The organism is Pantoea sp. SGAir0180, from assembly GCF_043546245.1.
In genome coordinates this window covers 267,948-280,698 of record NZ_CP028071.1, presented here as the reverse complement: position 1 = coordinate 280,698, position 12,751 = coordinate 267,948, and the positions used below count along the sequence as shown (strand labels likewise).

6 protein-coding genes are annotated in these 12,751 nt (G+C 56.8%); 2 read left to right on the top strand and 4 right to left on the bottom strand.

The window, feature by feature from the left end; translation table 11 throughout:
- Positions 1–122: 122 nt before the first annotated feature.
- The gene (gene dsdA / locus C1N58_RS01365; protein WP_054633221.1) at positions 123–1,451 is read left to right on the top strand and encodes a D-serine ammonia-lyase; all 1,329 of its coding nucleotides are present in this window, start codon (positions 123–125) and stop codon (positions 1,449–1,451) included.
- A 117-nt stretch (positions 1,452–1,568) separates the two neighbouring features.
- On the opposite strand, the gene amiC is transcribed toward dsdA, so the two are convergent.
- Positions 1,569–2,813, bottom strand: a complete 1,245-nt coding sequence (gene amiC / locus C1N58_RS01360) for an N-acetylmuramoyl-L-alanine amidase AmiC (RefSeq protein WP_033739588.1) — start codon at positions 2,811–2,813, stop codon at positions 1,569–1,571.
- Between the two features lie 233 nt (positions 2,814–3,046).
- Between amiC and argA the strand changes: the two genes are divergently transcribed.
- Positions 3,047–4,375: an amino-acid N-acetyltransferase gene (gene argA, locus C1N58_RS01355; protein WP_033739589.1), complete on the top strand. Its 1,329-nt coding sequence runs from the start codon at positions 3,047–3,049 to the stop codon at positions 4,373–4,375.
- Positions 4,376–4,409: 34 nt separating this feature from the next.
- On the opposite strand, the gene recD is transcribed toward argA, so the two are convergent.
- Genes recD through ptrA form a run of 3 tightly spaced genes read right to left on the bottom strand, consistent with a single transcriptional unit; the run spans position 4,410 to position 12,684 of the window.
- A complete protein-coding gene (gene recD, locus C1N58_RS01350; protein ID WP_054633220.1) occupies positions 4,410–6,263 on the bottom strand; it encodes an exodeoxyribonuclease V subunit alpha in 1,854 nt (617 codons plus the stop codon).
- Positions 6,260–9,799, bottom strand: coding sequence for an exodeoxyribonuclease V subunit beta (recB, locus tag C1N58_RS01345; protein WP_394564508.1), 3,540 nt, complete (start codon positions 9,797–9,799; stop codon positions 6,260–6,262). Before recB ends, recD begins: the two co-directional genes overlap by 4 nt.
- The gene (ptrA, locus tag C1N58_RS01340) at positions 9,796–12,684 is read right to left on the bottom strand and encodes a pitrilysin (RefSeq protein WP_394564507.1); all 2,889 of its coding nucleotides are present in this window, start codon (positions 12,682–12,684) and stop codon (positions 9,796–9,798) included. The genes recB and ptrA overlap by 4 nt, the downstream gene beginning before the upstream one ends.
- Positions 12,685–12,751: the final 67 nt, after the last annotated feature.

Genomic DNA, 12,751 nt, shown 5'->3' with positions numbered 1-12,751 from the left:
CCTCTCCTTTTTACCGCTCAGACACGCAGTGAGATCAGACCGCACGCGAATGTCGCAACAGATCTTGCTCTGGCCAACCCGTTTCTGCTTTTATGATTCATCCGGACACGACAAGGTCTGTTATGAATACCTTCAACATTGCTGCACTTGCTGCACAGTATCCGCCGGTTGCGGATATGATCGCGCTGAAAGAAACCATCTGGTTCAATCCTGCCACCACAACCGTCGCCGACGCCCTGCCCTTTGTGGGTCTGACAGAGCAGGACGTTGAAGCCGCTCATGCCCGCCTGAAGCGGTTTGCGCCTTTGCTGGCTCAGGCCTTTCCTGAAACCGCCGCCGCGGGCGGTATAATCGAATCGGATGTGGTCGCGATCCCCGCCATGCAGGCCCGGCTGGAACAGGCGTACGGCCAGAAAATTGCAGGCACACTGCTGCTGAAGAAAGACAGCCACCTGCCGATTTCTGGCTCCATCAAAGCGCGTGGCGGCATTTATGAAGTCCTGAATCATGCCGAGAAACTGGCATTAGCTGCCGGTTTGCTGTCCCCGGAGGCGGATTACCGCACGTTGCTCTCCCCCACGCTTCGGCAGTTTTTTAGCCAGTACCGTATTGCCGTAGGATCGACCGGTAATCTCGGGCTGTCGATTGGCATCATAAGCGCCCGTCTCGGCTTTAACGTAACCGTTCATATGTCGGCGGATGCCCGGGAATGGAAGAAAGCAAAACTGCGCAGCCATGGCGTAACGGTGGTGGAATATGAACAGGATTACGGTGTGGCGGTCGGGCAAGGACGCAAAGCGGCCGCATCGGACCCCAACTGTTTCTTTATTGACGATGAAAACTCCCGCACGCTGTTTTTAGGTTATGCGGTCGCCGGCCAACGGCTGAAAGCGCAGTTTGAACAACAGGGCCGCGTGGTTGATGCCCAACATCCGTTATTTGTGTACCTGCCCTGCGGCGTGGGCGGTGGCCCCGGCGGCGTCGCATTTGGCCTGAAGCTGGCATGGGGTGACCATGTTCACTGTCTGTTTGCGGAGCCCACTCATTCGCCCTGCATGTTGCTGGGCATAACAACGGGCTTACACGACGGCATTTCCGTACAGGACATAGGTATTGATAATGTCACGGCTGCGGATGGTCTGGCGGTAGGCCGGGCGTCCGGCTTTGTGGGCAGAGCCATGCAACGTCTGCTGGATGGCATTTACACACTTGATGATGCGCGCATGTACGACATGCTCGGCTGGCTGGCGCAGGAAGAAGGTCTGCGGCTTGAACCTTCTGCGCTGGCCGGGATGATCGGTCCACAGCACGTATGTGGTTCAGCGCACTATCACGCGCTGCACGACTTCAGCCCAACACAGTTACAACAGGCCACTCACCTGGTCTGGGCGACGGGCGGCGGCATGGTGCCGGAACAGGAAATGGCGCACTACCTGGCAAAAGGCCGCTAAGTGGACGCACATCGTCGGCGAGACAGGAACGCCACGCAACCCGGTCCCTGTTCCGCTTCTGACGGCAAACCCTGACAGCAGATAAGGCCGGGCGGGTGATTTTTCCTGCCCGGCAGCTTAACGGTGTGCCAGCGCCGCCCCGTTTTTGAAATAGGCCTTAATGCCTTCCAGAATGGCCTCGGCGACCTGATGTTGATAACGCGTGGTGCGGAGTTTACGCTCTTCTTCGACGTTGCTGATGAACGCGGTTTCCACCAGGATCGAGGGAATATCCGGTGCCTTCAGCACCGCAAAACCGGCCTGATCCACAGTGCGTTTGTGCAGATGGTTAATCCGCCCCATCCGGTGCAGCACTTCTTTGCCAAACTTCAGGCTGTCATGGATCGTCTGGCGCTGCACCATATCAAACATGGTGTGATCCAGATAGCGATCGCCACTCATGCTGACGCCGCCAATCAGGTCGGATTCATTCTGGGTTTGCGCCAGAAAACGCGCCGCGGCTGACGTCGCCCCCCGGGTCGAAAGGGCAAACACAGAGGAGCCCCGTGCGGCCCGGCTGGTGAACGCATCCGCATGAATGGAGACGAACAGATCGGCCCGCTGTTTACGGGCTTTGGCCACGCGAACCCGCAGGGGAATAAACACATCCTCGTTACGCGTCATGTACGCCTTCATATTGTGTTCTTTCTCAATCAGCGCCTTAAGGCGGCGGCCAATCTTCAACACAATGTCTTTTTCACGGGTTTTGTATTTACCGTGCGCGCCCGGATCTTCCCCGCCATGGCCAGGATCGATCATGATAATGATGGGGCGATCGCGCCCGGCTTTACCGGGTAACGGCGGCTGAACGCTTTCATTTTTATCCAGATCGCCCTGGTTGTAATCTTTCAGTAATGCCAGCAGCGGATCATCTTCTACCGTATTCTGGCTGGGGTAGAGATCGACCACCAGCCGGTGTTGAATACTGGAGACCGGTGCAAGGCTGAAGATTTTTGGCGAGACGTTGCGTTTCAGTTCCAGCACCACCCGCACGGTATTGGCATCGAACTGCCCGACCCTGGCGTTTTTGATAAAAGGATCGTCCACCCTGACGTGCTGGTTAACGCCCTTAAGGACCGAATTAAGGTGCAGGTTCTCAATGTCGATGACCAGCCGGTCCGGATTCGTCAGTGCGAACTGCTTATACTTAAGGGCAACATTGGATTCCAGCGTCATGCGCGAATAGGTTGAAGAGGGCCAGATGCGAACCGCCATAATATGGCTGGTGGCCGCGATGCCCACACCGCTTACGCTGAGCAGCAGCAGTGCCCCAGTACCTTTTAATAATCGTCTACGTGAAATAAGGGGATGACCTTCCGACATGCCACTCCAGCTGTTATATCGTGTTTAAAAAAACGGCAACCAAATAAAATGGCGGCGAAAACTTTATCCAATCCGGCTGACGATGTCACCCCGGAAACTCTAAATAATGCAGTCTGTTAGCGGCGTTATCACCTGAAAAAACGTAAATAAACGTCAGGATTAGCGCTTGCAAAATGGCCGCCAAAGGCATAAAAATACAGAAAATACGAATAAACATTCACTGAGGGTTAGCCGTGAAGGAACGTAGTACTGAACTGGTTCAGGGTTTTCGCCATACCGTTCCCTATATCAATGCGCATCGGGATAAGACATTTGTCATCATGCTTGGCGGTGAGGCCATTGAGCATGAAAATTTCTCCAGCATCGTCAACGATATTGGCCTGCTTCACAGCCTTGGCATTCGTTTAGTCGTCGTGTACGGCGCACGTCCGCAGATTGATGCCAGCCTCGCCGCAAACCAGCTGGAACCGGCTTACCACAAATATACCCGCGTGACCGACGCGCAGTCACTGGAGCTGGTAAAGCAGGCCGCAGGCCGTCTTCAGTTGGATATTACCGCCCGCCTTTCCATGAGCCTGAATAACACTCCGTTACAGGGCGCGCATATCAACGTGGTGAGCGGCAACTTTATCATTGCCCAGCCGCTCGGCGTAGATGACGGCGTCGATTACTGTCACAGCGGTCGCATTCGTCGTATCGATGAAGAGGCTATTCACCGCCAGCTCGACAACGATGCCATTGTGCTGCTGGGTCCGGTGGCCGTGTCAGTGACCGGTGAAAGTTTTAACCTGACTTCTGAAGAAGTGGCCACGCAGCTGGCAATTAAGCTTAAAGCAGAAAAAATGATTGGCTTCTGCTCGGAACAGGGCGTAATCGATCGTGAAGGCAACATTGTCTCGGAGTTATTTCCCAATGACGCTCAGGCACGCATTGATGAAATGGAACGCGATGGCGATTTTCTGTCTGGCACGGTGCGCTTTCTGCGTGGCGCCGTTAAAGCCTGTCGCAGCGGCGTCCGTCGCAGCCATCTGATCAGCTATCAGGAAGACGGCGCCCTGTTACAGGAACTCTTCTCGCGCGACGGCATTGGTACGCAGATTGTCATGGAGTCCGCCGAGCAGATTCGTCGGGCCACGATCAACGACATCGGTGGCATTCTGGAGCTGATTCGTCCGCTGGAACAGCAAGGGATTCTGGTACGCCGTTCACGCGAACAGCTGGAAATGGAGATCGACAAATTCACCATCATTCAGCGGGATAACCTGACCATCGCCTGCGCCGCGCTCTATCCGTTTATGGATGAAAAGATTGGCGAAATGGCGTGCGTTGCGGTCCATCCGGATTACCGCAGCTCCTCACGCGGAGAGCTGCTGCTGCAACGCGTTGCACTTCAGGCGAAGCAGATGGGGCTGGAAAAACTGTTTGTGTTAACCACACGCAGTATCCACTGGTTCCAGGAGCGCGGCTTCACGCCGGTGGATATCGAGTCGCTGCCGGAGAGTAAGAAAGAGATGTACAACTACCAGCGCCGTTCCAAGGTGCTGATGGCCGATTTAACCTGATGGCAGCCGGGCGGCCATCCCGCCGCCCGACCTGTTATCCCTGCGTTTCCGCCCCCAGCCTTTCCACCAGGCCACTTCGCCGCTGCGTCTGCAGCTGGACTGCCCGTTCAAATATCGCGCGATCGCTGTAAAGGGTCAGTTGTTTGCGTGCACGGGTAATGGCCGTGTAAACCAGTTCACGGGTCAGGACCGGCAAAAACTGCGTCGGCATGACCAGCGCGGTATGATCAAATTCTGAACCCTGCGACTTGTGCACCGTCATCACCCATGCCGTTTCATGAGACGGCAAACGGCTGGGCTGAATCGCTTTCACGCTGCCGTCTGGCAACGGAAAAAACACCCTGAGTTGCCCTTCAGCATCACGCAACGTAATCCCGATATCGCCGTTAAACAGCCCCAGGGCACTGTCGTTGCGGGTGATCATCACCGGACGTCCCGGATACCAGCGGCTGCCCAGTGCAGGACGCCGGATGCGCTGCAGCTGCATCAGACGCTGTTCGATGCGCTGATTTAATCCGTGCACACCAAATGGCCCTTCACGCAGGGCACACAGGAGCTGATAACGGCTAAATGCCGCAATGGCCTGTTCTGGCGCAGCCTGACGCTGAACGGCATCCAGATAGTCCTGATAGCCCTGCGCCACCTCGTTCAGCATGGTCTGATATGCCTCACCGTCATTCAGCGGCTGAAAAGACAGGTCAGCATGTCCGGCGGCGAACACCTTACTCATCTGACGCGCATCGCCCTGGTTGACGGTGCGGGCAAGCTGGCCAATACCGGACTTTTCGTCAAAGCGGTAACTCTGGCGGAGCAGACAAATGCTGTCGCGAACGGCAGGCGCGGTATCGTCATCGCTGCCCGTAAGCGCACATTCGGTAAGCGTCACCAGTTGTGCGGCGCGCGCCGGACTGAAGCCGGTTTCGCTGCAACGACAAATGTCCCCCAACACCGCTCCGGCTTCAACCGAAGCCAGCTGATCGCGATCGCCCAGAAATACCACTCTGGCGTGAGGCGGCAAGGCGGAAATCAGTTTTGCCATCATTGTCAGATCAACCATCGACGCTTCATCAACCACCAGCACATCCAGGTGTAACGGGTTACCCGCATGGTAGCGCATGCGCTGCGAGTCAGGCTGTGCGCCAAGCAGGCGATGCAGCGTGGTCGCTTCAGCAGGAAAACGCGCACGCTCGTCATCGTCCACCGCCAGTCCCTGCAGGGCTTTTCCCAGGGATTCGGTCAGACGGGCTGCCGCTTTCCCTGTCGGTGCCGCCAGCTGTATGCGCAGAGGTTCGGGATTCAGGCGAATCAGCGCCGCCAGCAATTTCGCCACCGTCGTGGTTTTGCCGGTACCGGGTCCGCCTGAAATAACGGCGGTTTTACGGGTCAGTGCCACCGCAGCAGCAATTTTTTGCCAGTCGTCAGGCTGACGGCCAAATAACGTCTGCAGAACATCTCGTGCCTGTTGCGAATCAAACGTCCCGCTATCCGGCTGCAATGAGAAAAACCGGGCAACCTGGCCTTCACTTTGCCAGAGCCGGTGCAGGTATAAACGCTGGTGACTCAGCACCAGGGGCGTCACAACGCGGCCATCGCTCACCGCTGACCAACTGGCCAGCTGTGCATGCCGCTCTGCTTCATCGGGCGCGCCTGCGGCCTGCCACAATGCCTGCGCCAGTGCGTGCTGACGACCGGAGAACAGCCCAGCCTCATTCAGGTTAGCCAGCGGCAGGCAGACATGTCCTTCGCCCGCGTCGGCACTCACACAGGCCGCTGCCAGCAACCGAAAGGGTTGCGTCTCATCTGCAATCAGGCGGGCAAACTGAATATCCAGAGGACGCAGTAAACGCTTTTCGACTGCCTGAAGCAGCAAGGCGTTTATATCACTCATAAACTCTCCTCTGTATGACCAAACAATGCATCCAGTTCCTCAATAAAGGCGGGATCGGGACGAGTGGTAAAGATGCCGTTATCGGCAGAGGTGCCATCCACACCGCGCAGGAATACATAAAAGACGCCGCCAAAATGCTGTTGGTAATCATAGCCCGCCAGGCGGTGCTGCAGATACCGGTGCAGCGCCAGTGTGTACAGCTGATATTGCAGGTCATAGCGATGGTCGATCATGGCCTGCGCCATCGCCTCCTGCGTATACGCGGTATGGCTGTCACCCAGCCAGTTCGATTTGTAATCCAGCAGATAATATTTTCCCTGCCAGCGAAATACCAAATCAATAAACCCTTTTAACATGCCTCTCACCTGACGGAAATCCAGCGCGGCAGCGCGCTGCGACAGTGGATCGTACCGGCGCATCAGCGCATCCAGATCGGCAGCCGTCAGCAGGCGGTTGATCGGCAGGTAAAACTCCATCTCAATCAGCCGATCAGCGCTGCGGATGCTGTCCAGGGTTAAGCCGTCTTTATTGAGCGGCGTGGTCAGTACGCGGGCGATCCACTGCTCAATCACGGGCAGCCAGTTCAGGGAATAGCCCTGTTGCTGAAGCTGATCCTCCAGCCAGAATGCGTCCGGCGGCTCAGTGAAATCCATGGCCTCAAACAGCCCGTGCAGAAACGTGCCGGGAGCCGCACCGCGGGGGAAGTGGTGCGGCGTTAACAAGGGCTCTTCATCCTCAGCCGCTTCACCAGCAGCATCAATATCGAATTTCGGCAAAGCATCCAGCAGGGGGGAACTGCCGTGCTGTTGTAATCCGGAGTAACTGGTGACGCGCCAACTGTCCGCCAGCGCTCGGGTCATTTCCCGACTGCTCAGCGCGTTCTCGCGGTGTTCGCTGTCCTGCCACTTCGCGCCGGGCTGCAGCTCGCTCCGTATCACCTCAATCCCTTCGCCTGCGAGCGCCTCAAGATGGTGACTGAGCACGGCGGCATCGCCGCTCTCACCGCGCTGTACCAGGTAGCCCAGCGCGCTCTTATGCAGATCGCTGTCGCCCTCTTTTTTACGCGCGCCTTTGATTAGGGGCGCAATACCCACGCTGCAGTGGTAAACCGAGCGCGTCAGCGCGACATAGAGCAGCCGTAAATCCTCGGCCAGTCGCTCCTCTTCCGCCAGCGTCAGGCTCTGTGCATCGCCCTGTACGTCGAGCATGGCAGCAAAACTTTCACGGTCGTGATACAGGGCGCTGGCCGCTTCGCGAAATCCGGCCGCAAACGGCAGCCAGACCAGCGGATACTGCAGGCCTTTGGATTTGTGAATCGTGACGATCTGCACCAGATGGCGGTCGCTTTCCAGACGCAGCTGCTGACTGGCGGCCTGGCTGTCAGGGCGGGCAATTTGCTGTGCCAGGAAACGCACCAGAGCATGCGTGCTGTCGAGCTGCGTTGCCGCTTCCTGCAGTAATTCGCCCAGATGCATCAGATCGGTTAAGCGCCGCTCGCCATTTTCGGAAGCCAGCATATTTTCCGCCAGTTGCCGTTTAATCGTTACATCGCGCAACATGGGCAGTACGCCACGTTGCTGCCAGATCTGCTGCCAGCTGACAAACTGCTCTACCAGCGCATCCCACTCACGTTCGTTTTGCGCCAGCGCATCAAGTTGGGCGGCATCGATAGCAAAGATGGACGTGGCCAGCGCGCTACGCAGCAGTCGCTCCTGTTCAGGTGACTGCACCGCCTGCAACAGCCATAACAGCTCGCGCGCTTCAGGCGTGGTATAAACGCTGTCGCGGCTGGAAAGATAGACCGACGGAATGGCCAGCTTATTCAGCGCGTCACGAATCAGACTGGCTTCATTGCGGCTACGCACCAGTACGGTGATATCCGAGGCCTTAACCGGCTGCAGTGCATCGCCTTTCCCTAACCGCGCCTTGCCCTGCTGACCGGCCACCAGCCAGCGGCTGATATCGGCCGCACACTGCTGGGCCATAAATTGTTGGTAATCACTTACTCCAACACCTTCGCCCGGCTGGAGCCAGAAGCGCAAGGCTGGCTGGGGCTGATCATGGTAAACCAGCGTTAACGCCTGATTCGGGGCGGCCGGGCTGACCGGAAGAAACGGAATGGAAGAAAATAAAAAGGGTGCGTCAACCTGTGAAAACAGGCGGTTGACGCTGTTCACCATCGCGGGCGATGAGCGCCAGTTCGTCTCCAGCGTATAGTGAGCACTAACTTCACTACGGGCGCGTAAGTAGGTAAAAATATCTGCGCCGCGAAACGCATAGATCGCCTGCTTGGGATCGCCAATGAGCAGCAACGCCACATCCGGCTGTTGAATATACAGCGTACGGAAGATTCGGTACTGTTGCGGGTCGGTATCCTGAAACTCGTCAATCAGGGCCACCGGGAAACGGCCACGAATGGTTTCGGCCAGCAACGCCCCGCCCGGCTGCTGAAGCGCTTCATCCAGACGACTTAACAGATCGTCAAATCCCAGCAAGGCACGCTGCCGTTTTTCCCGCTGCACCGTTTCTTTCACCTCGCTCAGCGCCTGCCAGATGATGATATCGCGGAGCGTCAGCGGTTCGGCAAGAAAGCCATCGACGGCATCGAACAGCGCATGTTGCGGTGCCTCGCCCTTTTTGGTTTTTTCGTGCAGCACCTGCTGGCCAAAGCGTTCAAGCTCTTTAGGAAACTGGTAATCCAGCGTATCGCTCTGTGCCCACTGAGTCACTTTCGCCACCCAGTTAGGTAAGTGCTTACTGCTGTAGCTGCGTTTGTCGACGCCGGAAGCCGCGATCATCCCTTCGATATCGGCACAGACAGTCTGCCACTGCTGCTTGAGGGCCTGGATGCGTTGCAGGTTAGCGGTATGACGTGATGCCAGCGTTTCGTCTGCGCGAGGCGGGCGCTTCAGCCTGGGGGATTCCCCCTGCAGCCAGGGCCGTAACGTCGTCAACAAACTGTCCGGGCCGCTCCACTCCGCCGCGATCACCCGGGCCACATCCAGTGACAGGGGATAACACTGGCGACGCCAGAAATCCGCCGCGGCCTGGCGGAGTAATGTTTGTTCGTTTTCGATGAGTTCCTGCTCGAACAACATGCCTGACTCAAAGGCATTCAGGTTGAGCATGCGCTGGCAAAAACCATGAATGGTAAAAATCGCCGCTTCATCCATTTGCCGCTCAGCCGCCAGCAGCAGCGAGGCCGCCTGGGGCAAATCCGCTATCTGCTCAATCAGCTGTTGGTGCATGGTGTTATGGCTTTTACCCCGCACGCAGGCGAGCCGAAGCTGATGAATATTGTCACGAATACGACCGCGCAGCTCCGCCGTGGCGGCTTCTGTAAAAGTCACCACCAGGATCTCTTCGACTGACAGCGGCCTGCGCCAGGCGTTCTCGCCCCCCAGCCCTAATAACAAACGCAGGTAGAGCAGACCAATCGTAAAGGTTTTACCGGTGCCCGCTGAGGCTTCAATTAACCGCTCGCCGTTGAGGGGCAGCGTTAGGGGGTTTAACGGTTCAGGTCTGGACGCCGTCATGGTGTTTCACTCTTGACCGGCAAAGACTGCTGTAATTTGGCGATTTCTGGCCAGGTCCGCCAGCCCGGTAACGGTGCGAACGCGATGTTATGCTCACCGCTACCGGCGATTTGAGAGGTCATTGCCATGCCTTTTTTCTGCATGACGGCCTGGTGAAAGAAGTCCGCCAGTCCGGCAGGGGTAAGCTGTTGAACCTGCTCCATCAACTTTTGTCGGGTATCAAAATCGTAATTCTGCCGATCAAAATCGCGGCTGTAACGATCGGCCTCTTCATTCAGCGTTTGTGGACGCTGTTTCAAATCGTTGATCATGGCCTGCTGATACTGCACAAAATCGGCCTGACTCATCGAGCGCAGGCGGTGTTCCGCCTGGGGATAAAACGCCTGATAGCGCTGCATCAGATAAGCGGGTGGCTTACTGTTACTTTGCAGCAGAAAGCCAATCCCCCACTGACGCCCTACCGGCATCCTGAACGCAAACACGGCATAACCTAACTGCTCCTCGGTACGCAGTTGGTTATAGAACCACGGCTGGACAATCTGACTGAGCATCGCGCTGTTGGCCATACTCTGGTATTCGTCATAACCCAGGGGAATATAGAGCGCCGCCAGCGCAGAGTCCGTACTGCTGCCGTGCTGCTCCAGATTCGCCTTAAGCGGCTTTTCGACACTGAGGTAATTGCTGTGCCAGTAGTGCGTACCGTCGCACTGCATCTGCTGTTTCAGCTCGCGTCCCAGTTGCGTCACACTGTCAGCACTCAGGTTACCGATCACCATCATTTCTGGCGTGGCATTTTTAATTAAGGCATCGCGATAGGCCACGACATCATTCAGTGTAATCCCCTTGACCAGCTTACGGCGCGTGTCTCGCTGCGTGTAAGGCAGCTGGGATAAGAGCTGCATAGGCTGGATCGCCTGCTCGAAGGCTTTTCCTTTCTCTGCGGCATCCAGACGCTCCAGATACCAGGATTTGGCCTGTTGTAGCTGTGCCTCGCTGGGCTGAAAAGTGCTGTAGCGATTAACTAACTGCTTAAGCAGGTCAGGCAGGCGTTGTGTGAAGCCGCTGGCATTAAAGACCAGACCATCGTTTTCGCTGGTTGAAAAACTGATGCCGCCAATAGACGCCTGGGAACTCAGTTCATCCAGCGCCAGGCTTGCCAGATAATCATTCAGGCCGAACAGTACCTGCTGACGCGCATCACTGATCGCCTGCTGATTTCGCAGCGCGACGGTGATGCTGGCCTTTGGCTCGCTGGAATAGAACTGGCTTGGCATCCAGTAAATACGCATCCCGAAATCATTGTCGAGCTTAACCGGATGACGGTAGGTTTTGTCAGTCGACACCAGGGTAAACGCATCGGGAATGTAGGGATTTAAGCGCGGCATGGCGAGCTGAATCGCCTGGCCACGCTGTTGCCATTGCGTCAACGTCTGGGCCGTTATCTTATCAACCTGATAAGGCGCATTCACAAAATAGGCCAGCTTGTTATGCGGTTCCTGCGGGCTGATGTACCAGATTCGCGCCTGCGCTGGCGTCATGCTTTCCAGACGAGCATTGATAGCCGCGGGATCGTAGCGATCGGCCAGATAAGGCGCATCCAGCGTGTGCTCAACCGGGACACGCAGCATCGTATCCGCCAGCCACTCGATGTAGTCCATGTCGCGGGTGATTGACGGATAACGGAAGTCCAGCGCCAGCACATGCGAAACTTCATCGAAATAGCGTTGGTCGATACCGTTTTTGCGCAGCATCGCGAGATAGCTAAAAACAGCCGCGACGACCTCATCACGTTGTGCCAGACCTTTGTCCGTTAATGACACGCTGATGGAGAACACGCCGCTGGTGCGCTCGGTCACCGGATCGGCCCCCGCGCTGACGCCGTCGGCCAGGCCCTGTTTTTGCAGCCAGTCGGCCAGCGTATTGGGGCTGCGGTTACCAATGACATAGCTGATAAGCGTGTCCGTTTTACTGCGAAAGCGGTCACTGTTATTCGGTATACGGAACTCGATTTTTAACTGCTTACGCGGCTGCGCCGGCACATAGTGAATAATGATGCCCTGCTGGTCTTCCGTGACGACCGGCTCGGTAATCGCGGGAACGCTGGCATTGTGGTTAGCCACGCGCCCAAACGTATTCACGGCGATGGTCGCCATCTCTGCCAGCGGTTTATTACTGTAGATCACCGCCTTCATCAGATTGGCTGAATAGTGCGTGTGGTAAAAGTCCAGCAGCGCCTGATGCAGATTACTGCCGGGCTTATCACGCAGGGTATCCAGATTGCCGCCGTAAAAATGCGCGGCCGGGTGCGCCGGGTTAATCGTCTCAGCCCCGACCTGTCCCATGCGCAAACCGTCACGGGACCGTGCCATGGTCAACTCCGCATTGACCGCATGGCGTTCCCGATCGGCATTGACCGGATCCAGTAAGGGTTCGGCAATCGCGTCGGCCAGACGATCGACGGCAGGCTCAAGCGCATCGTTTTCGACTTCGAGGTAATAAGCCGTGCGATAGGAGGCGGTGCTGGCATTATGGCTGCCACCGTGTTTCTTGAGAAAATCGGCAAGGCTGTCAGGCTGTGGGTAACGCGTTGAGCCCATCAGCACCATATGTTCAAGGTAGTGCGCCAGGCCGGGCTGCTGCGCGGGATCATCCAGTGAGCCAATGGGCAATGTCAGCGCAGCAAGGGATTTCGGCGCCTGAGTATCTGAAACCAACAGCACCGTCATGCCATTATTCAGCGTGATGGCCTGATACTGACGCGGATCCTGTTCGCTTTTCCCGATGGGCGTGTTGACAGGCTGCCAGCCGGCGCCGGTTTCGGCTTGTACCGCCAGCGCCAGTAAGCCCAGCAGAATGGCGGCGATCAAGCGTGCATGTGTGCGCATGTAAAACCTCTTACGTTACCCAAAAGCCGCGTTGCGAGCGCATTAACGGCTGAAAGTACAACAAACT

Coding starts and splice junctions, on each gene's coding strand:
- recD (WP_054633220.1), bottom strand. CDS start 6,263: ATGAGTGATATAAACGCCTTGCTGCTTCAGGCAGTCGAAAAGCGTTTA.
- amiC (WP_033739588.1), bottom strand. CDS start 2,813: ATGTCGGAAGGTCATCCCCTTATTTCACGTAGACGATTATTAAAAGGT.
- dsdA (WP_054633221.1), top strand. CDS start 123: ATGAATACCTTCAACATTGCTGCACTTGCTGCACAGTATCCGCCGGTT.
- ptrA (WP_394564507.1), bottom strand. CDS start 12,684: ATGCGCACACATGCACGCTTGATCGCCGCCATTCTGCTGGGCTTACTG.
- recB (WP_394564508.1), bottom strand. CDS start 9,799: ATGACGGCGTCCAGACCTGAACCGTTAAACCCCCTAACGCTGCCCCTC.